Source organism: Atlantibacter subterraneus (assembly GCF_007570865.1).
In the GTDB taxonomy this organism is placed as follows: domain Bacteria; phylum Pseudomonadota; class Gammaproteobacteria; order Enterobacterales; family Enterobacteriaceae; genus Atlantibacter; species Atlantibacter subterraneus.
In genome coordinates, this window is the sequence record NZ_VLPS01000006.1 from 59,437 (window position 1) to 85,163 (window position 25,727).

Sequence of the window (25,727 nt, forward strand, 5' to 3'; positions counted from 1 at the left end):
TATTTTCAACAACATGTGAAAATGATAAAAAATGAATACTGCACAAAAACACAATCTTCTGGGCGATGGCGCACAGGTATTGCGTATCCTGACCCAGGTCATTCCGCAACTTTTACCGCATCGTTCATTACAGGATATCGTTGGTGATATTCAACACGCGTTGGGCAGTTCTGTTACCTGGATTGCCATTGAGCGTGACGGGGAGCTTCAGGTCCACCATACGGGTGAGAGGGAAGACGGCTATGCTCAGGCGTGCCAGGTCTTGTTGCACCCTCGTATCATTGAGCATCCCTATGCCTGGCGTATTCTTTCATGGTCACAAGGCGTGGGAGAGTTGTTTTATCCGGGCCTGGATATGCCCTTCGGGCAACTGCAAACCGGAATTTTATGCAAATTGCCGCTGCGCGATTATGCCTCTACCGCCTGGCTTTTTTTAGCTTATCAGCATACCCTGCCGTCGATTACTATTCTCAAACATGGCGTGACGATTCTGGCAGACAAGCTGCGAGATTATTTACTCGAGCAATCTGCTCGTGAATTTGCCTTTCAGGAACTCCAGCAAATTTCCGAACAATATAAAATATTGTTTGAGCGAGCGCCGGTGCTGATGAATTCATTCGACAGAAATGGTCGTTGCACTCTCTGGAACGGTGAATGTGAAAGAGTGTTTGGATGGACAATAGATGAGATTAACCAGGCCCAGGATCCGTTAGCGCTGTTTTATCCCGACCCGGCGATTCGCAGTGACGTGAGGGAATCCGTTAATACCAGCCCGCTGACCGCGATGAAGGAATGGCACCCTTTGCGACGTGACGGTACGATGTTAACCACGCTCTGGGCTAATATATTATTACCTGATAATAGCGTCCTGAATATCGGGTTAGATATTACCGCGCGTAAGCAGGCCGAAAGAATATTGACGCTAAAAGCCACTATTGACGATTTAACTCAGTGTCTCAATCGTGCAGAAATACTTAAGAAGTTAGAGAGTGAACTTGACGCCACGACAGGCGATCCGTTTGCCGTTTTAATGATCGACCTGGATTATTTTAAGCGAATTAATGATTCATGGGGGCATGCCGCAGGCGACAAAGCCTTACGCCATTTTTGTGATTGTATGCGCGCCTGCCGTTTCCCGGAGTTTTATGTGGGCCGCTTAGGCGGTGAAGAGTTCCTGGTGATACTTAAAGAAGCAGATTGTGATGATGCGGTAACGTTTACCACACAACTTCGTGAAACGCTGATAACGACACCCTTATTGCTTAATGAACAACCCGTCACGTTGTCTTTTAGTGCAGGGGCGCTGGCTGTAAAAGGGAAAACGTTGATCCTTTCGCAGGTGCTTACTGAAGCAGACAAAGCCCTTTACCAGGCTAAACATACCGGGCGCAGCCGTACAGTTTGCGTTCGGCCTGGAGACATTTGTTAACCACTCAGCCCGTAGTGGATAATCCACAGACAATTCAGGTGTTTTAATTATTAAAATTTAATTAGATGTAATTAAGGTTACCGTTAAACAGCGAAAATAACGCACTTAAGATAAATTAACGCTTTTTTTTCGGTAAAACCTGTGAATAACCTGAACAGGTTAAGAAATTATATTCTGTGATAATAAAATCCTGTTGCTAATGTTCCGTTATTCATGCAACGTAACGCCTGTTTGGAGAGTGTCTATTCATCACCAGGCAGGCACAAACAGCAGGGATATGAGATCACGATGAATTTCAGGGCACGAAAAAACGCGTTACGACTGGCAGGCATTACACTCGTGGTGCTGCTTCCTGTCGCGCTTGCCCTGTGGTTAGCTCATCTGCGCGCAATTAGTGATACCCGTGAACACCTCCACGCGTTTGCGCAATTAGTACTCGACAAAACCGAAATTGTTATCAAAGACGTTGATTCCGCTCGCGAAGAAGCGCTCACCTGGCCTGGTTTAATATGCACTGCGGACCATCGGGCGAATATGCTGAATATCGTGCGGGGCCATCTTTATGTGGCTGATTTGATTTATGCCAGTGAAGATGAATTTCAATGTTCGACGGCCATGACCATGAAGCAACACTGGATCATGGATGCCGCAAATTATACACGTAGCACCAATATTGCGATTTATTATTATCGTGATACGCCATTTTATTCCGGCCATAAAATGGTTTATATGCGCAAAGGGAATTATGTCGCGGTAGTGAATCCCCTTTCCTATAGTGAAGTCATGTCCACGGATAGTCATTTGCAATTTGGCTTGTTTGACACCGTGACGAAACAATTCTTTTCGCTAAGCCAGCAAGCCGACGCAAAACTATTCGACCAGCTAATCCGTAATAAAGACAGTCACTTTCAGGTGGGCGATCGCTATTATACGATTGCCCAATCCAGCGTCCGCCCGATTGCTATTATTGTCTCGACCAGTTCGCAACGTATTTTTCAGGAATGGTATCATCAAATTACCCTGACACTGCCGCTGGGGTTAATCTGCAGCGTGATTATTCTTCTGATGTGGTCACGTACTCGTCAGCAGTTTAATTCGCCTGCCCGTATGCTACAGCGCGCACTGCAAAAGCGTCAGCTTTGTCTTCATTATCAGCCAATAGTCGACATTAAAAACGGTACCTGCGTTGGCGCTGAAGCGCTATTGCGGTGGCCGGGATTTAATGGCCCGGTAATGAGCCCGGTTGAATTTATTCCGCTGGCGGAAAAAGAGGGGCTGATTGCCCGGGTCACCGATTACGTTATTGAAGAGTTGTATCAGGATCTGGGCACATTTCTGGCGGCCCATCCGGAGCTTTACATTTCTATCAACCTGTCCGCATCCGATTTCCACTCTGCGCGGCTGATTGCCCTGATTGAACAAAAGAACCGTCAATTTGGCGTTAAAGCCCAGCAAATCAAAATTGAAGTCACCGAGCGCGGCGTCATTGACGTGACCAAAACCGCGCCGGTGGTGCAGGCCTTCCGCCGCTCAGGCTTTGAAATCGCCATCGATGATTTTGGTACCGGCTATTCCAACCTTCACAATCTGTACTCGCTGAATGTCGATATGCTGAAAATCGATAAAACCTTTATCGATACGCTGACCACCAACAGCACCAGCCATTTGATCGTGGAACATATTATTGAAATGGCGCAAAGCCTGCGCCTGAAGATTATTGCCGAAGGGGTGGAAACCCCTGAGCAAATTAGCTGGCTGTTAAAGCGTAACGTGCAGTTCTGTCAGGGGTGGTATTTCGCGAAGGCGATGTCGCCTCATGAGCTCATTAGCTGGGTATACGAGCCTGAAGTTAAAACGTTATTACGGGAAGCTAATCCCGCGACTCTGGTCTGAAGCCGGTAGTCGGTCGGCGTAATGTCATATTCCCGACGGAAAACGCGTGAAAAGGTCTGCTGTGAAACGTAACCGTGATCCATCGCGATATCAAAAATAGGCCGCCGCGTATTACGCAGCGCTTCTGCCGCCATCGATAACCGGCGTTGACGAATATACTCCCCGAGCGACTGCCGCATCACGGTGCGAAACATCCGCTGTAAATACCATTTTGAATAACCTGATTTTTTCGCCACCACGTCGATATTCAGCGGTTGGTCAATATGCTCATCGATCCATTCAATCAGTGTGCTGATAATTTCCGGATGTGACATAAGCGCCCCTTATCGTAAGTTATCGATAGTCGTTCTCATTGTCGGCGAGTATAATTCCTCAAGTTAACTTGAGGTAAAGCGTTATGGAGAAGAAAAAACCGCGCATTAAACCCTTTCTGACGCCCGGTGAAGTGGCAAAACGCAGCGGCGTCGCGGTTTCCGCGCTGCATTTTTATGAGAGCAAAGGGCTGATAAAAAGTACCCGCAATGCGGGAAACCAGCGGCGCTATAAGCGTGACGTGCTGCGCTATGTGGCGATCATTAAAATTGCTCAGCGGATCGGTATCCCGCTCGCCACCATTAACCAGGCGCTCAGCGTATTGCCTGAAGGGCATTCCATCAGTCCGAAAGAGTGGCAACAGCTTTCGTCACGCTGGCGGGAAGAACTCGATCGACGGATCCAGACGCTAACGTCGTTACGCGATGAACTGGATGGTTGTATCGGCTGCGGCTGCCTGTCGCGTAGCGACTGCCCGTTGCGTAACCCGGAGGATCGGCTGGGGCAGGAAGGGACTGGCGCGCGATTGCTGGAGGACAGCGAGCACTAAAAAAACTAAAGCGCCAACTGCGGCGCTTTAGTTTGGTTCCGGTCTTTGTCTTTATCAGTATCCCGCTTTCTCACGGGAGGGTTTCCCCCGACGTCGGCGCTCCTCAATCGTAGTCTTTCAGGAGGTTCCGGCTTGCACCGATAATTTCAGTATATCCCCGGTCCCTGTTTCTTCCAGCCATTCTGGCGATTTTTCGCACTAACTTTTGCGACAACTTGCCGCAATTTTCTATAGTTAAATTCACCCACTCGCGATGAGAAATTGCCATGCTAACCGTGCATCATCTGAATAACTCCCGATCGCAGCGTATCCTTTGCGCGCTGGAAGAGCTGAATTTGCCCTACCAGATCGTTCGCTATCAGCGTGAACCCACGATGATGGCACCGCCTGCGCTAAAAAAAGTGCACCCGCTGGGCAAATCACCGGTGCTGGAAGATGAAGGCTTTGTGCTGGCGGAATCCGGTGCAATCCTGGAATACCTGCAGGAAACCTACGATACCCAGGGGCAACTCAAGCCTGCCGATGCGCAGGGAAAAATCGATTACCGCTTCTGGCTGCACTACGCAGAGGGATCGCTGATGCCGCTGCTGATGATGAAACTGGTATTCGCCAGCCTTGGTAAACCGCCGGTACCGTTTGGCTTTCGTACCGTGGGTAAGCTGTTAGGGCAGGGGGTGCAGAAAGGCTATCTGAATAAGCAGCTCGCTACCCATGCGCAATTTATCGAGCAATCGCTTGAAGGCCGCGAATGGTTTGCCGGGGATCGGTTTAGCATGGCGGATATCCAGATGAGTTTTCCCGTCATTGCGCTGCTGACCCGGGGCGGGATCGATAATTTGCCCAACCTTCAGCGCTGGAAGCAGCGTTTCGAACAGCGACCGGCCTGGCAGCGCGCCATCACCAAAGGCGGGCCTTTTTCTCTGCCCGGCGGCTAATTCCGCATTCATGGCCATAACATATTGAGCGGATTTTGTTATGGCTTTGCGCATCGACGATAACGTTTGCGCATTTGTCGGTGAAGAAATCATCACCTGGATGAATTTTTCGCGAAAAGCGGCAAAGTTAAGTTGAAAAACCCCGTCACAAGGCTGGATAATCGTTTGCCTTAACTTTACGCACCGTTTTCTATGCGCGGAGCTAAACGTTTGCTTATTGTGACCCCTCCTATTTGTCACTCATTGAGCACAGGGATCTGACGTTTAGCTGGCAGCGGGTTGTCCACCGCGCATAAGAACGAACTACAAAAATTCTCAGGGGAAGTTTCTATGTCTACGCCATCTGCGCGTACCGGCTCGCTTGATGCCTGGTTTAAGGTTTCTGCACGCGGCAGTACCGTTCGTCAGGAAATCGTTGCAGGCCTCACCACCTTTTTGGCCATGGTCTATTCCGTTATCGTGGTTCCGGGCATGCTGGGTAAAGCGGGCTTTCCGCCAGCCGCCGTTTTCGTTGCCACCTGTCTGGTTGCCGGTATCGGTTCATTACTGATGGGCCTGTGGGCAAACCTGCCGCTGGCTATCGGTTGCGCCATCTCCTTAACCGCCTTTACCGCGTTCAGCCTGGTGCTTGGCCAGCAAATCAGCGTGCCGGTCGCCTTAGGCGCGGTGTTCCTGATGGGCGTGCTGTTTACCATTATTTCCGCCACCGGCATCCGTAGCTGGATCTTACGCAACCTGCCGCAGGGCATCGCGCACGGTACCGGTATCGGTATCGGCCTGTTCCTGCTGCTGATTGCCGCGAACGGCGTGGGCCTGGTGATCAAAAACCCGCTGGACGGCTTGCCGGTAGCGTTGGGCCACTTCGCCAGCTTCCCGGTGATCATGTCGCTGATTGGCCTGGCGGTGATCATTGGTCTTGAGAAACTGAAAGTGCCGGGCGGCATTCTGCTGACCATCATTGGCGTTTCTATCGTTGGCCTGATTTTCGACCCGAGCGTGAAGTTCTCCGGCCTGTTCGCCATGCCGTCGCTGAGCGATGAAAACGGCAACTCGCTGATCGGCAGCCTGGACATCATGGGCGCGCTGAACCCGGTAGTGATCCCAAGCGTACTGGCGCTGGTAATGACGGCGGTGTTTGATGCTACCGGGACTATCCGCGCGGTAGCCGGCCAGGCAAACCTGCTGGATAAAGACGGGCAGATTATCGATGGCGGCAAAGCACTGACCACCGACTCCCTGAGCAGTGTGTTCTCCGGTCTGGTGGGCGCAGCGCCTGCCGCGGTGTATATCGAATCCGCAGCGGGTACCGCGGCGGGCGGCAAAACCGGCCTGACGGCAATCACCGTTGGCGTGCTGTTCCTGCTGATCCTGTTCCTGTCTCCGCTCTCTTACCTGGTGCCCGCTTACGCGACTGCGCCTGCGCTGATGTATGTCGGCCTGCTGATGCTGAGCAACGTGGCGAAAATCGATTTCGCCGATTTCGTTGACGCTATGTCCGGCCTGATCACCGCCGTGTTTATCGTGCTGACCTGTAACATCGTAACCGGCATCATGATTGGCTTCGCATCGCTGGTGATTGGTCGTGTGGTCTCCGGCGAGTGGCGCAAGCTCAATATCGGCACCGTGATTATTGCTATCGCGCTGGTGGCGTTCTACGCGGGCGGCTGGGCGATTTAATCCTCATGCTTTCCGACAAACGGGCCTGATTTGGCCCGTTTTTGTTTTTAAGGCACATCCTGTTTCCTTTTTGTTGGTGTCGATGTTCTATTATCTGAGGAGTCTCTTTTTTCGACAGGCATCACCGCATTCAAGGACAGCATGGAAATTTTCTTTACCATTCTTATCATGACCCTTGTGGTCTCGCTCTCCGGGGTCGTTACCCGGGTACTTCCCTTCCAGGTTCCCCTTCCGTTAATGCAAATCGCCATAGGTGCCTTGCTCGCCTGGCCGACGTTTGGTTTGCATGTGGACTTTAATCCGGAACTGTTTCTGGTGCTGTTTATCCCGCCGCTGCTGTTTGCCGACGGCTGGAAAACGCCGACCCGCGAATTTCTCGACCATGGCCGGGAGATTATCGGCCTCGCGCTGGCGCTGGTGCTGGTCACCGTGGTCGGGATCGGTTTCCTGATTTACTGGATGGTGCCGGGCATCCCGCTGATACCCGCTTTTGCGCTGGCCGCCGTGCTGTCGCCCACCGATGCGGTCGCGCTGTCAGGCATCGTTGGCGAAGGACGAATACCCAAAAAAATCATGGGGATTTTGCAGGGCGAAGCGTTAATGAACGACGCCTCCGGCCTGGTGGCCCTGAAGTTTGCCGTGGCGGTGGCGATGGGCACCATGGTGTTTACCGTGGGCGGCGCGACGGTTGAGTTTATGAAAGTGGCGGTGGGCGGCCTGTTGGCCGGTATCGCTGTCGCCTGGCTGTATGGTCGCTCGCTGCGTTGGCTGAGCCGCTGGGGCGGCGATGAGCCCGCCACGCAAATCGTGCTGCTATTCCTGCTGCCGTTTGCCTCTTATCTGATTGCCGAACATATTGGCGTATCTGGCATTCTGGCCGCCGTGGCCGCCGGGATGACCATCACCCGTTCCGGCGTGATGCGCCGTGCGCCGCTGGCGATGCGCCTGCGCGCCAACAGCGTCTGGTCGATGCTGGAGTTTGTGTTTAACGGCATGGTGTTCCTGATGCTCGGCCTGCAAATGCCCGGCATTCTTGAGACCTCGCTGACTGCTGCCGAAGCCGATCCCAATGTTGAAGTGTGGATGCTGTTCCTTGATATCTTCATCATCTACGCGGCGCTCATTCTGGTGCGCTTCGCCTGGCTGTGGGTGATGAAGCACTTCAGCCGTCGCTTCCTGAAGAAAAAACCGATGGAGTTTGGCGCATGGAAAACCCGCGATCTGCTGATTGCCGCTTTCGCGGGCGTGCGCGGGGCCATCACTCTGGCGGGTGTGCTGTCAATTCCGCTGTTGCTGGCCGACGGCACGCCGTTCCCGGCGCGTTATGAGCTGATTTTCCTGGCGGCGGGCGTGATCCTGATTTCTCTGTTTGTCGGCGTGATTATGCTGCCGATCCTGCTTCAGCACGTGGAAGTGACCGATCAGGCGAAAGCGCGGGAAGAGGAGCGTCTGGCGCGTTCAGTGACGGCGGAAGTGGCGATTGTCGCTATCCAGAAAAAAGAGGAGCGCATGGCGGCGGACGTCAATGAAAACATCGATACCCAGCTACTGAAAGAGGTGAGTGCGCGGGTGATTGGTAATCTGCGCCGCCGGGCCGACGGGCGCAGCGATGCCGAGAACAGCGCGCTGGAAGAGAATCTGGAGCGCCGGTTCCGCCTTGCCGCGCTGCGTTCAGAACGCGCGGAGCTGTACCATTTGCGCGCCACCCGGCAAATCAGCAACGATACGCTGCAAAAACTGCTGCACGATCTCGATCTGCTGGAAGCCCTGCTTATCGAGAAGCATTAAACCTTACTGGCCAGCGGCGGCTGGCCAGTACTCTTTGCAGCAGTGCAGCCAGGCCTGAGCGCTGTGGGAAAGATACACCCCTTCACGCCAAATCATCCCCAACTCCCAGCGCAATGGGCTGCGCAGCGGCATCCAGGTGAGGAGGGTGCTGTCCAGCTTGCGGCAGATCGGCTCCGGTAAAATCGCAATCCCCACGCCCGCCTGCACCATCGCCGCCAAAAAATCCCACTGCCCGCTGCGTACCGCGATATGGGGATTCATGCCGAGCGTGGCGAACAGCTGCATAAGCTGGCGGCTGAGCGAGAAGTCTTCGTTGTAAATCAACAGCGGATGGCCGGACAGCGCTTTTGGCTCGACAAAATCGCGCTTTACCCACTCGCCGGAGCGGGGAGCCAGCACGCACAGCGGATGGCTGAACAGCGGCAGGGTAGCGAAATGATGCTCTTCTTCAACTGGCAGGGCAGTCATGGCTAAATCCAGTTCGCCGTTCATCACTGCCTGCTGAACGGTCAGACTGCCGAACTCGGAAATCTTCAGCTCCACGCCGGGATAGCGCTGGCGATACAAGCCGATTGGCCCCGCCATCAGCATACCCACCATGGGCGGAATACCCAGGCGCAGCGTACCTTTATCGAGGTGATGGATATCGCTAAGCTCGGCCTCCAGCTGGCGAAATTCCGCGAGAATGGCGATCCCTCGTTCATAAACCACTTTACCGGTATCGGTCAGCAGCAGCTTGCGGCCATCACGGATCAGCAGCGTGCAGCTAAGCTCATCTTCCAGATTGCGCAGCATTTTGCTGATGGTTGGCTGGGTAACATACAGATTCTGCGCCGCGCGGGTAAAACTTTGCTGTCTCACCACTTCAACAAAATAACGCAGCGTTTTGATATCCATAGAAGATCGGGCCTTTAGGGATTTTTCTTAAGTTTACGCTATTTATCAACGCGTGAATGGGAGGGGTATCAAGCGCTGGCGCATGAGGGCAATGAAAAAGCCCCGCCGTTGACAGCGGGGCTTGCAGGGGTTAATGCGCTTTATGCGCCATGATTTCAATAATCTGCTTGTCGGTTTGCTGCATGGAATGACAGGCCAGCGCACACAGATTTGAGATGGATTGCTCAACGTCCTGCGCCACAATGCCTTCGTTGCCCGTGACCGCCGTACCGTCCAGCGCCATCAGTACCGCTTTCCATGCAGCGGCGGCGCTGGTGGAGACCTTCATCGCACAGCTGTTGGAGGCACCATCGCAAATCATTCCGCTGACATCACCAATCATGCTGCCGATCGCCATGGCGATGGTGTCATAGCTCCCCTCCGCCAGCCATGCCATGCCTGCCGCTGCGCCCATTGCCGCGGTGGTGGCGGCGCATAACGCCGATAAGCGAGGCAACTGATGGTGAATATAAATGGCGCTGAGATGGGAGAGCATCAGCGCACGTGCTAAACGCTCGTCATCCGCGCCAAAATATTCGGCCACCACCATGACGGGAACGGTAGCGGTAATGCCCTGATTGCCCGAACCGGAGTTACTCATCGCGGGTAAAGTTGCGCCGCCCATGCGGGCATCGGAAGCCGCGCTGGTACGGATCAGAATCGCCGTCAAAAGATCGTCAGAAAGCAGGCCGCGCGCGCACTGTTTTTTCAGCGTTGCGCCGATGTGTAATCCCCAGGCGCTGCGTAATCCTTCCTGGGATAACGCACCGTTCAACCTTGCCGCATCGAGAATAAAACGTATCGATTCGAAGGGCGCATGGTTCACAAACGCCAGTATCTCTTTCAGCGATGTCGTGGACAGCACCGCCAGCACGGACGCCCGATCGTCGTCCTGCACCCGCGTGTCGTGAGAAAACGCCACGCCCTGATGGGTTTCGATGCGCACAATATTGGTATGCCCGCTGGCAATCGTCACACAGGCCCACGCGTCTGCGCTGTAGACTTTAGCGCGCGCAAAGAGAATGTCGTGACACGGCTCCTGCAACTTCACGGCGACGTTACCGGCGTTCAACATGGCTTTTGCTGCGTCAATTGCCGCGGCTGACGCGCCTTTAAGCACTTCAAGCCCTGCCTTGCCGTCACCGCCCAGCGCCCCGAGCGCCGCCGCAATGGGTAGCCCAACCATACCGGTGCCGGGAACCGTGACGCCCATACCGTTTTTCATCAGGTTAGGTGAAACCCACGCCTCAATGCGCTCAACTTTCCCGTCGAGCCTGGCCGCCGCGACCGCTGCCGCCAGGGCCAGCGAGATCGGCTCCGTACAACCCAGTGCGGGTTTCACTTCTTCCTGCACAACCTCGATAAAACGCTGCCATAACGGGTTTAATAAAATCTCAGACATAACAACAACCTTAAATTACACGCGATCAGGAGAAAGCCAGGAACGGAGAAACGCAAAGCAGCAGCCCGGTGACAATAATGAGATATAACGATATCCCCTTATATTTATGCAGGGCGGGAACTTTGTAGACCAGCCAGGCCGGGATCAGGCATCCCACCATCCCGAAGATAGGGCTGCAGATAGAGGTGAAGCTCAACACCGGCGCATTGAGTACAATTGCGCTCCAGGCCAGTAAAATGGCGAACAGCATAATGCCGCGTTGCACTAAATCTTCATTGATGCGTTCAGCAGGCATTTTGCGACGCAGAATATTCATCACAATCCCCTGGGTCGCTTCGCGAAAACCCAGGTAGACACCAAAGAAAGCCGTCATTACCGCGAAAATATTCAGGATCACGCTGACCCCTTTCACCCAGCCTGCGCCTGCGCCGCTAATAAATTGGGCGGCAATCGCCAGCGCGGAAATATTTTGCTCATAGGCTTTTACCGCTTCGTCATGGCCCATCGCCAGAGTGAATGAAACGGCATAGAAAAAGACGGTGACAAACAGAATACCAAACGCGATATTCATCGCGCGCAGCGCTTTATGGCGCGCAACCTCAATGGACTTTTCGCGTGACCGATAGGAAATCACCATCGGGCTTAACGTTTGAATAAACAGAATCGAGGTCAGCGTAAAGGGGAGCGTAATAATCGCATTTTTAATCAGCAGCGCGACCGGCGGTAACGCGCCGATATTATATAAATGCCACATGCCGACCATAGAAATACCCAGTGCAGCCACCACCAGCAGCTTGGTTAATACCATGCCGGTAGAAATCTTAAACAACAGCTTCTCACCGCGCGATGAGATGGCGACCAGAATACAAATCAGCACCAGTCCATAAAACGGGTTGTCCGACATCAGCCCTTCGGTGACGCCAAAGGTATGCAGATAAGAGGCGCTGTCATTGGTGATTGCCGTGGAATAAACGAACATCCAAATCACCAGCATCAAAAAATAAAGCGCACCTAATAATATCCCCCAGTTTTTACCCAGATATCCGCTGATAACGCTGGGGTAGTCTTTGCATTCCGGGGATTCAGCAAGGGTGTTAATAAACAGCCGCTGAAATAAGTACATGGCCGGATAGCCAATAACGGAAGAGAGTAAAAAGACCCACAGGCCCATTAATCCCACCTGAACCGGAAGAAAAACAATGCCAGCGCCAATAGCCATGCCGATGCTCATAATGACCCAGCCGGTGTCCGTGCTGTCGAATTTTATGGCTGCTTTCCATTCACTTTCGGTCATTCCAGCCCGAGCCGCTGGACTCGTGACTCCGCGTATTACGCTATTATTCGTTGCCGTTTCCATAGAGAACTCGCTTACCAGATAAGTAGGGTTTTTTATTGTTCGTGTCGCATCGAGGCGATATGCGATACGTAATTTGCAGGCGAGTCATTAGAATGAGGAAATAATACGCGCGGCGTCAGAGAAAAACTTTGCAAACTGATTCGGATAATATCCTGTATCGAATAATATCTTTCTCTGTTCAGGGAGGGTTTGAGAAGGATTTTCTTAATTTGATGCGAATCACAAATGAATTATGTTCCTTTTTGCAGCCTGTAACCATGAAGGGAGCCTTGCGGCTCCCTTGCTTCGGTTACCAGGTGCGCAATATCAGTGCGCGCGCCCCTGCTCGATACCAATACCGGTTTGCGAGCGGATAAACTGGGCGCGGAATTTTTCGCGTTCCAGATTGCCCTCTGCGCTGTTATCGGTAATCGAGAATACCCAAATCCCGACAAACGCCACCAGAATCGAGAACAGCGCCGGGTATTCATACGGGAATACCGGTGCGGCGTGGCCGAGAACCTGTACCCAAATGGTCGGGCCGAGGATCATCAGGATCACCGCCGTCAGCAGGCCCAGCCAGCCGCCAATCATCGCGCCGCGCGTGGTCAGTTTCGACCAGTACATCGACAGCAGAATGATCGGGAAGTTACAGCTCGCCGCGATGGAGAACGCCAGGCCCACCATGAAGGCGATGTTCTGTTTCTCGAACAGGATGCCCAGCAGGATAGCGATCACGCCCAGTACCAGCACCGTGATTTTGGAGACCCGCAGTTCATCGCGCTCGGTCGCGCCTTTACGGAACACGTTGGCGTACAGATCGTGCGATACCGCCGATGCGCCCGCCAGCGTCAGCCCGGCGACCACCGCCAGAATCGTGGCGAAGGCCACCGCCGAGATAAAGCCGAGGAACAAGTTGCCGCCCACGGCGTTCGCCAGATGGACCGCCGCCATGTTGTTGCCGCCGATCAGCGCGCCGGTGGCATCTTTAAATACCGGGTTGGCACCCACTAACATGATTGCGCCGAAGCCGATAATAAAGGTCAGGATGTAGAAGTAACCCATAAAGCCGGTGGCGTAGAACACGCTCTTACGCGCTTCGCGGGCGTCGCTCACGGTGAAGAAGCGCATCAGGATATGTGGCAGACCCGCGGTACCGAACATCAGCCCCAGCCCCAGCGACAGCGCGGAAATCGGGTCTTTCACCAGCCCGCCCGGGCTCATGATCGCTGCGCCTTTCGGATGCACCGCCATGGCTTCGCTGAACAGATTATTGAAGCTAAAGCCGACGTGTTTCATCACCATAAAGGCCATAAAACTTGCGCCGAACAGCAGCAGTACCGCTTTGATGATCTGCACCCACGTGGTAGCGAGCATGCCGCCAAACAGCACGTACATCACCATCAGCACGCCGACCAGCACCACCGCGATGTGGTAGTTCAGGCCGAACAGCAGTTCGATCAGCTTGCCTGCGCCCACCATCTGGGCGATCAGATACAGCGCCACCACCACCAGCGAACCGCACGCCGACAGTACGCGGATCGGCCCCTGCTTCAGACGATAAGAAGCCACGTCGGCAAAGGTGTATTTACCGAGGTTACGCAGGCGTTCCGCAATCAGGAACAGGATAATCGGCCAGCCTACCAGGAAGCCCAGCGAGTAGATCAGCCCGTCGTAGCCGGAGGTAAACACCAGCGCCGAAATCCCGAGAAACGACGCCGCCGACATATAGTCGCCAGCAATCGCCAGGCCGTTCTGGAAACCGGTGATGTTGCCGCCCGCCGTATAATAATCGCTACGGGTGCGGGTACGTTTCGAGGCCCAGTAGGTGATCCCTAACGTAAAGGCCACGAACACGATAAACATGATAATCGCCTGCCAGTTGGTCGGCTGGCGTTGAACATCGCCGGTTAGCGCATCGGCGGCCAGTGTGCTGGTGGATAACCCCAGCAGCGCCATCCCCATCAATGAATGAAAACGTTTCATAATGCCTTCACCTCGTGCATCACGGCTTTATTGAGACGGTCAAATTCACTGTTTGCCCGCCAGACATACACACCCGTCAAAAAGAAAGAGATCAGGATGACGCCTACGCCGATAGGGATCCCGCGCGTGACGCTGGTGCCCGGATGTAACGGCGTACCCAGCCAGCCGGGCGCAAAGGCGATGAGCAGAATAAAGCTCACGTAAATCACCAGCACGATAAGGGACAGAATGGTGGCAAACCGTTGCCGTTTTTCAACTAACTCCCTGAAATGCGCATTACCTTCTATCCGTTGATAAATTGGTTCATTCATCACAGAGTCTCCAGAGGTGTTCCCCCGCGTTTTTCGCGCCGCAGCGTGCTGGCCGCAACGTGAAATCCTTGGGAGGGGTAGGGTACAGGTTGTTATGGTTTCCCTCTCCCCGGCCGGGGAGAGGGTTTATGGTGAGACGTTATGACGGCATGGTGATGGACTGCTTCTCTTCGAGCAGTTTTTCCACCACACCCGGATCGGCGAGGGTCGAGGTATCGCCGAAGTTACTGGTATCGCCCGCGGCGATCTTACGCAGAATGCGGCGCATGATTTTGCCGGAGCGGGTTTTCGGCAGCGAGTCGGTCCAGTGCAGGATATCCGGCGTCGCCAGCGGGCCAATCTCTTTACGCACCCAGTTGCGCACTTCGGTATACAGTTGTGCGGTGGGTTCTTCGCCGTGATTCAGCGTCACGTAAGCGTAAATCGCCTGGCCTTTAATGTTGTGCGGAATGCCCACTACGGCGGCCTCGGCGATTTTCGGATGCGACACCAGTGCCGACTCGATCTCTGCGGTGCCCAGGCGATGGCCGGATACGTTCAGCACATCATCCACGCGACCGGTGATCCAGTAGTAGCCGTCCTCATCACGACGCGCGCCGTCGCCGCTGAAGTACATATTTTTGAAGGTCGAGAAATAGGTCTGCTCGAAGCGCTCGTGATCGCCAAACAGGGTACGCGCCTGGCCCGGCCAGGAATCGGTGATCACCAGGTTGCCTTCGGTTGCGCCCGTCAGCGGCTGGCCTTCGTTATCCACCAGCGCCGGTTGCACGCCAAAGAATGGGCGGGTCGCCGAACCGGCTTTCAGCTCGGTCGCGCCAGGCAGCGGGGTGATCATGAAGCCGCCGGTTTCGGTCTGCCACCAGGTGTCTACCACCGGGCATTTCTCATTGCCGATTTTCTTCCAGTACCACTCCCAGGCTTCCGGGTTAATCGGCTCGCCAACCGAACCCAGAATGCGCAGTGAGGAGCGATCGGTGCCTTCAATTGCTTTATCGCCTTCCGCCATCAGGGCGCGGATCGCCGTCGGCGCGGTGTAGAGAATATTGACTTTATGCTTATCGACCACCTGCGCCATGCGGTTCGGCGCGGGCCAGTTCGGCACGCCTTCAAACATCAGCGTGGTCGCGCCGCAGGCCAGCGGGCCATACAGCAGGTAACTGTGACCGGTAACCCAACCCACGTCCGCCGTACACCAGTAAATGTCGCCTGGCTTATAGTCGAACACGTATTTAAAGGTGGTGGCGGCGTACACCAGGTAACCGCCGGTGGTGTGCAATACGCCTTTAGGTTTACCGGTTGAGCCGGAGGTATAAAGGATAAACAGCGGATCTTCCGCGTTCACTTCTACCGGCTGGTGGTGGGCGCTGGCTTTTTCAACCAGCTCGTTCCACCACAGGTCGCGGCCTTCAGACCAGTCGATATTTGCGCCAGTACGCTTGAGTACAATCACGTGCTCAATGGTTTTCACGCCAGGATTTTTCAGCGCGTCATCAACATTTTTCTTCAGAGGGATAGTGCGGCCCGCGCGAATGCCTTCATCGGCGGTGATCACCAGACGTGAACTGGAATCGATAATACGTCCGGCTACTGCTTCCGGGGAGAAACCGCCGAAAATCACCGAGTGCACCGCGCCAATGCGCGCGCAGGCCAGCATCGCCACCGCAGCTTCCGGCACCATCGGCATATAGATAGCTACCACATCGCCTTTCTTAATGCCCAGGTCGACAAGGGTGTTCGCGAAGCGACAAACGTCGCGATGCAGTTCGCGGTAAGTGATGTTTTTGCTCTGGGTAGCGTCATCGCCTTCCCAGATAATCGCGGTGCGATCGCCGTTTTCCGCAAGGTGACGGTCAAGGCAGTTCGCCGCTAAATTCAGGGCGCCGTCTTCAAACCATTTAATCGACACGTTGCCGGGTGCGAAGGAGGTGTTTTTAACTTTCTGATAAGGCTTGATCCAGTCAAGGATTTTGCCCTGTTCACCCCAGAACGCGTCAGGATCGTGAATAGATTGCTGATATTTAGCCTCGTACTGCTCCGGATTAATCAGGCAATGTTCCGCAATGTTTGCGGGAATAGCGTGTTTGTGTATTTGGCTCATGGCTTTTTTTCTCCTTGAAGGTTGTTAATAATATGTCACGCAAACGTTAATTGTAGGGGCTTTAGCAGCTTTGTTTATTATTTGCGCGGCAGATCACGAATAAAAAAAATGGCCGAAATTTGCTCAAACGATTCCGCGGGAGAAAAAAATTAAGGAAATATATTTTTGGAAATTGGGATTCGGAAAATTCATCTATAACAAAACGTTATGAATGGATACTGATATAAAAATATGGTTTGAATCAAAAAATCAGTGAATGTGCCTGTTCCTCAAGGGTTGCGTAGCATGGCGTACAAATGGTACTCATTATGCGCGTTAAAAAACCCCATAACAGACCCAACGTTTGTCATACCCCTTTCAGTTTGTGACCTTCTCATACTGACACACATGGGAATGGCCCTCTTGATTCAGGAAGTTAAGTGTTATGAAAAACAAAAAGATAAGCCTGGCCTGGCAAATTTTGCTTGCGCTGGTGCTAGGCATTCTTCTGGGCAGCTATCTGCACTACCACGCCGATAGCCGCGAATGGTTGGTCAGTAATCTGCTTTCTCCTGCAGGTGATATCTTCATTCACCTGATCAAAATGATTGTCGTGCCGATTGTGATCTCCACCCTGGTGGTGGGTATTGCCGGTGTTGGCGATGCGAAACAGCTCGGACGTATCGGCGCGAAAACCATTATCTATTTTGAAGTGATCACCACCGTGGCGATTATCCTCGGGATCACGCTGGCGAATGTGTTTCAGCCGGGCCATGGGATCGATATGTCCCAGCTCGCCGCCGTGGATATCTCCAAATACCAACAAACCACGGAACAGGTACAGAGCCACTCTCATGGCCTGATGGGCACCATCCTTTCGCTGGTCCCGACCAATATTGTGGCGTCGATGGCGAAGGGCGATATGCTGCCGATTATTTTCTTCTCGGTGCTGTTTGGTCTGGGGCTTTCCTCACTGCCGTCAACGCATCGTGAGCCGCTGGTGACCGTGTTCCGCTCCATCTCCGAAACCATGTTTAAAGTGACCCACATGGTAATGCGCTATGCGCCGGTGGGGGTGTTCGCGCTGATTTCGGTGACGGTGGCTAACTTTGGTTTCGCCTCGCTGTGGCCGCTCGCCAAGCTGGTGATCCTGGTTTATATGGCCATCCTGTTTTTCGCGCTGGTGGTGCTGGGCACGGTGGCGCGGATATGCGGGCTGCGCATCATGATCCTGATCCGCATCCTGAAGGATGAGCTGATTCTGGCGTACTCCACCGCCAGTTCCGAAAGCGTACTGCCACGTATTATTGAGAAGATGGAAGCCTATGGCGCGCCAGCGTCGATCACCAGCTTCGTGGTGCCGACCGGCTACTCCTTTAATCTTGATGGCTCGACGCTGTACCAGAGTATCGCCGCGATCTTTATCGCTCAGCTGTACGGCATTGAGCTCTCCCTCGGCCAGGAAATTATTCTGGTGCTGACCCTGATGGTGACCTCGAAAGGGATTGCAGGCGTGCCGGGCGTCTCGTTCGTGGTGCTGCTGGCAACGCTGGGCAGCGTGGGCATTCCGCTGGAAGGGCTGGCGTTTATTGCCGGCGTCGACCGTATTCTCGACATGGCGCGCACCGCGCTGAACGTGGTGGGCAACGCGCTGGCGGTACTGGTTATTGCCAAGTGGGAACACCGCTTTGACCGCAAAAAGGCCCAGGCCTATGAGCGGGAAATGCTGGGCAAATTTGACGAAACGGCGAATTCTTAACGGATTACGCTGAATTAAAAGGGCCAGCGAACGCCACGCTGGCCCTTTTTGCATTTACAGGCCTGGCATTCGTATGGAAATAAACCGGGCGAGTGGTGTATGATATTCAAAGAGTTATTTATAATTAATTGATAATATTATGAAAAAAGTAACCACATCGATTCCGGCCCTCGACAAGATTATGCGCGTGTTCGACTACCTGCTGGAGTGCGATGGCGCGACGTTTACTCAAATCCATCAGCATTCCGGCATTGCCAAAAGCAGCACGTCATCCTTACTCAACGGCATGGTGACCCACGGCTTGCTGCGTCAGGAAAAAGACAAGTATTACCTTGGCTTGCGCCTGTATGAGCTGGGCAACAAGGCATCGGAACAGTACGACATCAAAAAGATTGCCCTGCCGATCCTCGAAGAAATCCGCGATTCTACCGGCTTAACCTGCCATCTCGGCGTGCTGGAAGGCGCGTCGCCGATTTACCTGCTGAAGCTGGAAAGCCCGCAGGCCATCGTGATCCGCAGCTGGGAAGGCAAGCGCCTGTCGCTGCACAGCTCCGGGTTGGGGAAAGTGCTTATCGCCTGGCTGAACAGTGAAGATCTGGATGAGCTGCTGCCGGAAGACCAGCTTCTGCCACGCTTTACCGAGACCACCATTACCGATATCAACATCCTGAAGCAGGAGCTGGCGGGCATTCGCCGTCGCGGTTGGGGGTATGATAATGAAGAAGATTGCCAGGGCGTGCGCTGTATTGCGGTGCCGGTGTTCAATCATCAGGGGAAGGTGGTTGCCGCGCTGAGCGCATCGGGCGTCGCGTTCCAGATCCCGGACGATAAGCGGGAAAGCCTGGCGACGTTAATGATGGACGCCAGCCGCCGTCTGACCCATTTACTGCATTAAACGAAAGCGGGCATCAAGCCCGCTTTGCTCTTTATACCCGTTACAGCCCCGCGCGCTTCAGTACCTTTTCAAGTTGCGCGATATGCCCTTCGTTGGCAGGCAGTACCGGCGGCATCACGTGGGTTGAGATATTCACGCCGCTTAGTTGGATCGCCTTCTTGATGATGCCGAAGAACGGGGTATCCAGGCTGTAAATTGTCGACAGCGCCGACAGCTGGCGCTGCAGACCAAACATGGTTTCGTACTCTTTTGCGCACCAGGCGCGGTAAATCCCGCAGGTAATTTGCGGCGCGAAGTTAGCGGTAGCCGGAATGCCGCCGTTGCCGCCCATGATCAGCGTGTCCATCATGTATTCGTCATAACCAGAGAATATGACGAAATCGGCGCGCACCGGACGCACGTGATTAATGATTTCCCTGATGTGGCTAATATTATCAACGGTATCTTTAATCCCAATAATATTGGGTATATCGCGCGCCAGTCTGGTGAGTAAATCCACGCTAATATCCTGGCCGGTTAAAGCCGGGAAATTATAAATTAATACCGGGGTGCGAATATTCTCCGCCACGGTTTTAAAATGGTTATAAATATACTCGTCGGTTAATTTGGCGTAATAAGGGTTCAACACCAGCACCGCGTCCACTTCCAGCTTATCGGCATGGCGGCCCAGTTCGATCACCTCTTGCGTGCAGGTACTGCTGATACCCAATAACACCGGAATGCGGCCATTAATATGGCGCACGCAAAACTCAGCTGTTTCCATCCGCTGTTTTTGGGTCATATGACAGAATTCGCCGCCGCTGCCCAGCAGCAGTACGCCATCAACCTTACTGGCGATCAGATGATCCAGTAATGTCGCCATACCCGCTTTATCCAGTTCTCCCTGAGCATCAACAATTGTCGGGACAGGCGGGAACACCCCGCGAAATTTGCTCGTATTTGTCATAAAAAATTCCTTGCAAGTAGGGGGGCCTGCGAACAGGCCCACCGAAAGAGTTACTTAATCCAGGCACCCGCCATCAGCGAGGTGGCGTGAGAGGTGAATTGCTTAAAGACGCCGCGGCGATTCGAGTAATCCGGTTTGGTCCAGTGAATGCGGCGTTCTTTCAGACAATCGGCGACTTCCTGCTCAGTTTTACGTTTGCCATTAATGCCGACGATATTGAGCTTGCGGCCTTTGACGTCCATTTCGATCAGGTCGCCATCTTCCACCAGCGCAATCGGCCCGCCGTCTGCCGCTTCCGGTGAAACATGCCCCACGCACGGGCCGCTGGTCGCGCCGGAGAAACGGCCATCGGTGATCAGCGCCACTTTGCCGTCCAGCCGTTGGTCATACACGATGGCATCGGTGGTCATCAGCATTTCCGGCGCGCCGGAGCCTTTCGGCCCTTCGTAGCGAATGAAAATCACATCGCCGGGCTCGATACGGTTGTGAATAATCGCCTGCTGGGCATCTTCTTCAGAGTTAAATACCCGTGCCGGGCCGACGTGGTGATGCATATCCGGGGAGCAGGCGGCGTATTTGATCACCGCGCCTTCCGGGGCGATATTGCCTTTCAGTACCGCAATCGAGCCTTTTTTGGTGGCCTGCTCCGGCTTGCGCAGCACGTCGTCCGGGCTGACTTTGTAGTTGTTCAGGTAGCCGTGGTTGCGGGTAAAGAAGCCGGACTGGTGCATCATTTCCAGGTTATCGCCCAGGGTGCGGCCCGTCACCGTCAGCACATCCAGATCCAGATAATCGCGCAGATACCACTGCACCAGCGGAATACCGCCCGCGAACCACAGCATCTCGGTGACATACTGGCCGCTCGGCTGGATGTTGGTCAGGTACGGGATTTCATTATTGATGTGATCGAACAGCTCCGGTTTTAACTCCCAGCCCAGCTCGTGCGCCACCGCAGGCAGGTGGATCATCGCATTGGTGCTGCCGCCAATCGCCGCGTGAACCTTAATGGCGTTCTCAAACGCCGCAGGCGTGAGGATTTTGTGGGTGGTGATATTTTTAGACGCCAGATGCAGCGCCTGATGACCCGCCGCACGCGCGCCGCGACGGATTTCTGCCATGGTTGACGGTTGCAGCGCGCTGCCCGGCAAAGCCAGACCAAGCGCTTCCGACATACACTGCATGGTGCTGGCGGTGCCCATAAACTGGCAGGCTCCCGCCGTCGGGCAGCCGCACTGCTGCATGGCTTCAACCTGCTGAACGCCGATCTCGCCTTTTTTCAGCTTCGCGGTGATGCCGCCAAGATCCGACGTGCTCATATTCGGCGCAGGGCGCATGGACCCGCCGGGGATATGCACCAGCGGCATATTCAGGCGCGCGGCGGCGATTAAATGCGCCGGAATCGACTTATCGCAGCTGGAGATCAGCACGCCAGCGTCATAAGGCACCACCGAGGCGTGGATTTCTACCATATTGGCGATAGCCTCGCGGGACGCCAGAATGTAGTTCATCCCGTCATGGCCCTGGCCCCAGCCGTCGCAAATATCGGTCACGTGATGGCGCACCGCGCGGCCGCCCGCTTCGTGCACGCCCATTACCGCTTCGTCGCCGAGCTGGTTGAGATGGAAACTGCCGGGATGGCTCTCCCCGTAGCAGTCATCCACCAGTACCTGAAGTTTATTAACGTCCTCTTTGGTGTAATTCATCCCCAGACGCAGGGCGTCCAGCTGCGACCACAGGTCGCGGGCGGTTTGGCATTTCTGGCTCATTTGGCGATTCCTTCCTGTTTAAGTGACGCTGTGGCGGTCGGTTTGCTATTGGAACCTGGCGTACCGGCAGGACGCGCGGTCACCGATGGCAAACTGAACAGCAACGCAACAGCGATAAGCAATGCGGCGACCAGTACGGTCATCCCGGCGGTTTGTGAGAACGTGACGGTCAGCAGCCCGACCAGATACGGCCCGATAAAGCCGCCGATGTTGCCGAGGGCGTTGATGGTGCCGCGCACGCCGCCCAACACATTCGGCGCGAACAGCAGCGGCGGCAGCGTCCAGAATGGGCCCGCGTAGGCTTGCAGGAAGAAGCCGCAGATCACCATCATGCCGTAGGCCAGCCAGACGTTGTCTTTGAGAATTAAGGAGAGTGCGAGGCAGATGGCGAAACCAATCAGCGGGATCGCAGTATACAGACGGCGGTTCATGGTTTTATCGCACCATTTGGCGATATAGAACTGGCCGACGATGCACAAAATATACGGCGCGGCGGTGAGCAAGCCGACGGTGGTCATGCCGCTGCCGGTTAATTCTTTAATCAGTTTCGGCATCCACAGGGCGAAGCCGTAGAAACCCACCTGCACAAAGAAATAGATGCCGATCAGTTTCCACAGGTTCACGCTGCGCAGCACGCTGCGGATACTGCTTTTCTCGCCGGCAATACTCAACGCGCGATCTTCTTCCAGTTTACGTTCGATCCAGGCGCGCTCCTGCGGATCCAGCCATTTCGCCTGATGCGGATGGTCAGACACCAGCGGCAGCCAGACAAACAGCAGGCCGAGCGACAGTAGCCCTTCAATAATGAACATTTCGCGCCAGCCGTAGACTTCGATCAACCAGCCGGAAAGCGGTCCGGTGATAATTGACGCAACGGCCAGGTTCATCTGGAAATAGGCGATGGCGCGGGCGCGTTCTTCATTCGGGAACCAGTGGCCGATCAGCGCCAGAATTGCCGGGTAAACTGCGCCTTCTGCCACGCCGAGGATAAAGCGAATCATCAGCAGCTGCGTGGGAGTCTGGACAAAGCCCGTTAATAGCGCAAAACCGCCCCAGGCAACGATAGTCCAGGCGATAAGCTTTTTGGCACTTAAGCGCTCGGCGATTTGCCCGCCGGGGATCTGCAGGAAGATATAACCAATAAAGAAGATCCCGGCGACCAGACCGGCGAACGAGGCGGTCATGCCGAGATCTTCTTCCATACCGCCTGCGATCCCGATGGCGATATTGGTCCTGTCCATGTAGGCCACGATGTACACGAGAATGGTGGCCGGGATGATATGCAGCCAGCGCCCCCTCGTTGTCGGTTTACTCAGTTCTGTACTCATTTTTCCTTCCCTATGGTAAGAGATATGATTGTTCTATATGTGGAACTATTGTTCTGTATATGGATATCATCGCGCCGGGAATCAGTAACGTCAATTCCCTGGAAAAACGAAGGGCTTGTTTTGTGATTAGCTTCATAAAGTGGCGGTTAATGAAAGCCGTTAGCTATCTGCATGAGAAGAAATCTCATTTTGCTGCGATTGAGCCGATTTTGAGTCGCCGATCACAGGATAGCGTTTCGCGACATGCCCATATTGCGGTCAGGGTTATTTCGGTGTTTAATTCTATTAGGTGAACATTAGTTCTATATAAAGAACAAATTATGGAGAAATAGTTATGGTAACGACGGCAATTTTCCCGGCGCGCTATGTGCAAGGCAAAGGGGCACTAACGTCTCATTTACCTCAGGAACTGGCTTTACTCGGGCATAAGGCGCTGATCCTGATGGATCCGGTCGTGCATCAATTGCACCGCGCGCCAGTTGAAACGGCGCTCGCCGGGGTGATTGAGTATGAAATCGAAGTGTTTAATAGCGAGTGCAGTGATGAAGAAATCGCGCGCATTTCTGATAAAGCGTTGGGAATGGGCGCCAGCGTGATTGTCGGGATGGGCGGCGGTAAAACGCTGGATACCGCCAAAGCCACCGGCGCGAATTTGAAATCACCTGTTGCTATCGTCCCGACCTTAGCCTCTACCGATGCGCCCTGTAGTTCGCTGGTGGTGATTTATACCGCTGAAGGCGAATTTAAACGCTATCTCATGGTCCCGCGTAACCCCGATCTGGTGCTGGTGGACAGCGCTATTATCGCCGCCGCGCCGGTGCGCTTCCTGGTTTCGGGCATGGGCGATGCGTTGGCGACGTGGTTTGAAGCAGAAGATTGCCGTATCAAAGGGGCGGGTAACATGACCGCGCGCCCCGGCCCGATGACGGCCTTCGAGCTGGCGCGTTTTTGCTATGACACGCTGATGCGCTATGGCCGCCTGGCGAAACTGGCTTGCGAACAGCATCAGGTAACGCCAGCGCTGGAGCATGTGATCGAAGCCAATACGTTATTGTCCGGCCTCGGTTTTGAAAGCGGCGGCCTGGCGGCAGCGCACGCCATTCACAACGGCTTGACGGTCCTGCCGCAAACCCATGCCTACTGGCACGGTGAGAAAGTGGCGTTTGGCACCCTGGCGATGCTGATGCTCACCGATCGCGCGCCTGAATTGATTGATCAGGTTTATCAGTTCTGCGAAGACGTTGGCCTGCCTGTGACCTTGGCGGATATCGGCCTCGCGGATGTGAGCGACAGCGATCTGCTGGAAGCCGCGAAAGCCTCCTGCATGCCAGGCGAAACCATGCATAACGAACCTTATAAGGTGACGCCGGAAACGGTGCTGGCAGCCATGCGCGCCGCCGATGCCGTAGGCCGGGCGCGTAAAGCGCAACGTCAGTAATTTCCCTCCCCGACATGATAAGCGGGCGTGCCGTAAATTCATCACGCCCGCTTATTATTCATCCCTGTGATATTGATTAGATTTTCGACATCCCTGCAGGGCTTTTTCAGGCATCGATCCGTACAATCGCCCACACTCATTGTTAGCTATTCATCCCTGCGGAGAATAAAGATGAAACCTGCCATCATGGTGGTGGATGACGATCCCGCCATTTGCGATGTGTTACGGGATGCATTTAGCGAGCATGTTTTTGATGTTCATGCCTGCTATACCGGAAACAGCGCGCTGGCGACGTTAGCGGCGCAGCCTGACATCGCGTTAGTGCTGCTGGATATGATGCTGCCGGATATTAATGGCCTGATGGTGCTGCAGCAGATCCAGCGCCAGCATCCTTCATTGCCGGTGATTATGCTTACCGGCCTGGGCAGTGAGTCTGATGTGGTGGTCGGCCTGGAAATGGGGGCGGATGATTATATCGCCAAACCCTTTAACCCACGGGTAGTGATCGCCCGCGTGAAAGCGGTGTTGCGACGTAGCGGCGTGCTGAATGCCGAGGCACCGGCGGTGCAGGGCAAGGGGATCGTGTTTAACGGCTGGAGCCTGGATACCGGGCGTTGCACGCTGACTGACGCCAGGCAGCAACCGGTGGAGTTAACCCAGGGCGAATACGGTCTGTTGCTGGCGCTGGTGCAAAATGCCCGGCGGGTACTCAGCCGCGAACAACTGCTGGAATTGACCCACAGTGAAACCACCGAGGTGTTCGATCGCACCATTGATGTGCTGGTGATGCGCCTGCGGCGCAAAATAGAGACTAACCCGCATCAACCGGCGTTAATCCGCACCATTCGCGGGGTGGGATACGTATTTTCTGCGGATGTGATTACGGCGGAGCGGGCGGCATAGAACAAAAAGGCCTGAGCGGGATTATCTCAGGCCCAGGCCTTGCTTACCGCGCCAATAAAC

At 54.4% G+C, this 25,727-nt stretch carries 19 protein-coding genes and 1 pseudogene; 10 read left to right on the forward strand and 10 right to left on the reverse strand.

Translation table 11 applies throughout. The features are described 5' to 3' along the window. The first annotated feature begins 31 nt into the window (after positions 1 to 31). Together FND52_RS22040 and FND52_RS12235 are read left to right on the forward strand one after the other, a co-directional pair. Entirely contained in the window at positions 32 to 1,429 is a 1,398-nt protein-coding gene (locus FND52_RS22040; protein WP_125294734.1) for a GGDEF domain-containing protein, read from the forward strand. A 288-nt stretch (positions 1,430 to 1,717) separates the two neighbouring features. Further along, positions 1,718 to 3,322 (forward strand): EAL domain-containing protein, encoded by a 1,605-nt coding sequence (locus FND52_RS12235; protein WP_144131075.1) that lies wholly within the window; start codon positions 1,718 to 1,720, stop codon positions 3,320 to 3,322. Here the strand turns inward: FND52_RS12235 and soxS are convergent. Continuing rightward, positions 3,319 to 3,636 (reverse strand): annotated as a pseudogene (gene soxS, locus FND52_RS12240) (superoxide response transcriptional regulator SoxS); the annotation flags it as partial. The gene FND52_RS12235 and the pseudogene soxS overlap by 4 nt on opposite strands. Before the next feature lie 83 nt (positions 3,637 to 3,719). On the opposite strand from soxS, the gene soxR reads away from it, so the two are divergent. The 4 genes from soxR to FND52_RS12260 all read left to right on the forward strand — a co-directional run bounded on the left by soxR (position 3,720) and on the right by FND52_RS12260 (position 8,584). Beyond that, positions 3,720 to 4,184 (forward strand): redox-sensitive transcriptional activator SoxR, encoded by a 465-nt coding sequence (gene soxR / locus FND52_RS12245; protein WP_125294731.1) that lies wholly within the window; start codon positions 3,720 to 3,722, stop codon positions 4,182 to 4,184. 266 nt (positions 4,185 to 4,450) lie between these two features. Then, complete coding sequence (locus FND52_RS12250) at positions 4,451 to 5,119, forward strand: glutathione S-transferase family protein (protein WP_144131077.1); 669 nt, start codon at positions 4,451 to 4,453, stop codon at positions 5,117 to 5,119. 330 nt (positions 5,120 to 5,449) lie between these two features. Next, the gene (locus tag FND52_RS12255; protein ID WP_125294729.1) at positions 5,450 to 6,796 is read left to right on the forward strand and encodes an NCS2 family permease; all 1,347 of its coding nucleotides are present in this window, start codon (positions 5,450 to 5,452) and stop codon (positions 6,794 to 6,796) included. 141 nt (positions 6,797 to 6,937) lie between these two features. Beyond that, positions 6,938 to 8,584 (forward strand): Na+/H+ antiporter, encoded by a 1,647-nt coding sequence (locus FND52_RS12260; protein ID WP_125294728.1) that lies wholly within the window; start codon positions 6,938 to 6,940, stop codon positions 8,582 to 8,584. Positions 8,585 to 8,587: 3 nt separating this feature from the next. On the opposite strand, the gene FND52_RS12265 is transcribed toward FND52_RS12260, so the two are convergent. The 6 genes from FND52_RS12265 to acs form a co-directional block, all read right to left on the reverse strand. Next, a complete protein-coding gene (locus tag FND52_RS12265; RefSeq protein WP_125294727.1) occupies positions 8,588 to 9,481 on the reverse strand; it encodes a LysR family transcriptional regulator in 894 nt (297 codons plus the stop codon). A gap of 130 nt (positions 9,482 to 9,611) precedes the next feature. Next, positions 9,612 to 10,922 (reverse strand): L-cysteine desulfidase family protein, encoded by a 1,311-nt coding sequence (locus tag FND52_RS12270; RefSeq protein ID WP_144131079.1) that lies wholly within the window; start codon positions 10,920 to 10,922, stop codon positions 9,612 to 9,614. A gap of 25 nt (positions 10,923 to 10,947) precedes the next feature. Further along, the gene (locus FND52_RS12275) at positions 10,948 to 12,279 is read right to left on the reverse strand and encodes an SLC5/6 family protein (RefSeq protein WP_144131081.1); all 1,332 of its coding nucleotides are present in this window, start codon (positions 12,277 to 12,279) and stop codon (positions 10,948 to 10,950) included. A 306-nt stretch (positions 12,280 to 12,585) separates the two neighbouring features. After that, positions 12,586 to 14,223 (reverse strand): cation/acetate symporter ActP, encoded by a 1,638-nt coding sequence (gene actP / locus FND52_RS12280; protein ID WP_125294789.1) that lies wholly within the window; start codon positions 14,221 to 14,223, stop codon positions 12,586 to 12,588. 17 nt (positions 14,224 to 14,240) lie between these two features. Then, positions 14,241 to 14,555: a DUF485 domain-containing protein gene (locus FND52_RS12285; protein ID WP_125294724.1), complete on the reverse strand. Its 315-nt coding sequence runs from the start codon at positions 14,553 to 14,555 to the stop codon at positions 14,241 to 14,243. Between the two features lie 139 nt (positions 14,556 to 14,694). Beyond that, positions 14,695 to 16,653, reverse strand: a complete 1,959-nt coding sequence (acs, locus tag FND52_RS12290; RefSeq protein ID WP_144131083.1) for an acetate--CoA ligase — start codon at positions 16,651 to 16,653, stop codon at positions 14,695 to 14,697. Between the two features lie 424 nt (positions 16,654 to 17,077). Here acs and gltP point away from each other — a divergent pair, with 424 nt between their 5' ends. Together gltP and FND52_RS12300 are read left to right on the forward strand one after the other, a co-directional pair. Continuing rightward, entirely contained in the window at positions 17,078 to 18,391 is a 1,314-nt protein-coding gene (gene gltP, locus FND52_RS12295; RefSeq protein WP_125294722.1) for a glutamate/aspartate:proton symporter GltP, read from the forward strand. Positions 18,392 to 18,530: 139 nt separating this feature from the next. Beyond that, positions 18,531 to 19,286, forward strand: a complete 756-nt coding sequence (locus FND52_RS12300) for an IclR family transcriptional regulator (RefSeq protein WP_144131085.1) — start codon at positions 18,531 to 18,533, stop codon at positions 19,284 to 19,286. A gap of 40 nt (positions 19,287 to 19,326) precedes the next feature. Here the strand turns inward: FND52_RS12300 and FND52_RS12305 are convergent, their stop codons facing one another. The 3 genes from FND52_RS12305 to FND52_RS12315 are packed head-to-tail and all read right to left on the reverse strand — an operon-like array spanning position 19,327 to position 23,326. Next, positions 19,327 to 20,232: a dihydrodipicolinate synthase family protein gene (locus FND52_RS12305; protein ID WP_144131087.1), complete on the reverse strand. Its 906-nt coding sequence runs from the start codon at positions 20,230 to 20,232 to the stop codon at positions 19,327 to 19,329. Between the two features lie 50 nt (positions 20,233 to 20,282). After that, a complete protein-coding gene (gene ilvD / locus FND52_RS12310) occupies positions 20,283 to 21,998 on the reverse strand; it encodes a dihydroxy-acid dehydratase (protein ID WP_144131089.1) in 1,716 nt (571 codons plus the stop codon). Further along, positions 21,995 to 23,326 carry an MFS transporter gene (locus tag FND52_RS12315; protein WP_125294718.1) on the reverse strand — a complete coding sequence of 444 codons (1,332 nt, stop codon included), beginning with the start codon at positions 23,324 to 23,326 and terminating at the stop codon, positions 21,995 to 21,997. The genes ilvD and FND52_RS12315 overlap by 4 nt, the downstream gene beginning before the upstream one ends. Positions 23,327 to 23,660: 334 nt before the next feature. On the opposite strand from FND52_RS12315, the gene FND52_RS12320 reads away from it, so the two are divergent. Together FND52_RS12320 and FND52_RS12325 are read left to right on the forward strand one after the other, a co-directional pair. Continuing rightward, a complete protein-coding gene (locus FND52_RS12320; protein WP_144131091.1) occupies positions 23,661 to 24,764 on the forward strand; it encodes a glycerol dehydrogenase in 1,104 nt (367 codons plus the stop codon). A gap of 171 nt (positions 24,765 to 24,935) precedes the next feature. After that, the gene (locus FND52_RS12325; protein WP_125294716.1) at positions 24,936 to 25,667 is read left to right on the forward strand and encodes a response regulator; all 732 of its coding nucleotides are present in this window, start codon (positions 24,936 to 24,938) and stop codon (positions 25,665 to 25,667) included. Positions 25,668 to 25,727 lie beyond the last annotated feature (60 nt).

Excerpts from the sequence above, each read along its gene's own strand:
- FND52_RS22040 (WP_125294734.1), top strand. The coding sequence starts at position 32 with ATGAATACTGCACAAAAACACAATCTTCTGGGCGATGGCGCACAGGTA.
- FND52_RS12235 (WP_144131075.1), top strand. The coding sequence starts at position 1,718 with ATGAATTTCAGGGCACGAAAAAACGCGTTACGACTGGCAGGCATTACA.
- soxR (WP_125294731.1), top strand. The coding sequence starts at position 3,720 with ATGGAGAAGAAAAAACCGCGCATTAAACCCTTTCTGACGCCCGGTGAA.
- FND52_RS12250 (WP_144131077.1), top strand. The coding sequence starts at position 4,451 with ATGCTAACCGTGCATCATCTGAATAACTCCCGATCGCAGCGTATCCTT.
- FND52_RS12255 (WP_125294729.1), top strand. The coding sequence starts at position 5,450 with ATGTCTACGCCATCTGCGCGTACCGGCTCGCTTGATGCCTGGTTTAAG.
- FND52_RS12260 (WP_125294728.1), top strand. The coding sequence starts at position 6,938 with ATGGAAATTTTCTTTACCATTCTTATCATGACCCTTGTGGTCTCGCTC.
- FND52_RS12265 (WP_125294727.1), bottom strand. The coding sequence starts at position 9,481 with ATGGATATCAAAACGCTGCGTTATTTTGTTGAAGTGGTGAGACAGCAA.
- FND52_RS12270 (WP_144131079.1), bottom strand. The coding sequence starts at position 10,922 with ATGTCTGAGATTTTATTAAACCCGTTATGGCAGCGTTTTATCGAGGTT.
- FND52_RS12275 (WP_144131081.1), bottom strand. The coding sequence starts at position 12,279 with ATGGAAACGGCAACGAATAATAGCGTAATACGCGGAGTCACGAGTCCA.
- actP (WP_125294789.1), bottom strand. The coding sequence starts at position 14,223 with ATGGGGATGGCGCTGCTGGGGTTATCCACCAGCACACTGGCCGCCGAT.
- FND52_RS12285 (WP_125294724.1), bottom strand. The coding sequence starts at position 14,555 with ATGAATGAACCAATTTATCAACGGATAGAAGGTAATGCGCATTTCAGG.
- acs (WP_144131083.1), bottom strand. The coding sequence starts at position 16,653 with ATGAGCCAAATACACAAACACGCTATTCCCGCAAACATTGCGGAACAT.
- gltP (WP_125294722.1), top strand. The coding sequence starts at position 17,078 with ATGAAAAACAAAAAGATAAGCCTGGCCTGGCAAATTTTGCTTGCGCTG.
- FND52_RS12300 (WP_144131085.1), top strand. The coding sequence starts at position 18,531 with ATGAAAAAAGTAACCACATCGATTCCGGCCCTCGACAAGATTATGCGC.
- FND52_RS12305 (WP_144131087.1), bottom strand. The coding sequence starts at position 20,232 with ATGACAAATACGAGCAAATTTCGCGGGGTGTTCCCGCCTGTCCCGACA.
- ilvD (WP_144131089.1), bottom strand. The coding sequence starts at position 21,998 with ATGAGCCAGAAATGCCAAACCGCCCGCGACCTGTGGTCGCAGCTGGAC.
- FND52_RS12315 (WP_125294718.1), bottom strand. The coding sequence starts at position 23,326 with ATGAGTACAGAACTGAGTAAACCGACAACGAGGGGGCGCTGGCTGCAT.
- FND52_RS12320 (WP_144131091.1), top strand. The coding sequence starts at position 23,661 with ATGGTAACGACGGCAATTTTCCCGGCGCGCTATGTGCAAGGCAAAGGG.
- FND52_RS12325 (WP_125294716.1), top strand. The coding sequence starts at position 24,936 with ATGAAACCTGCCATCATGGTGGTGGATGACGATCCCGCCATTTGCGAT.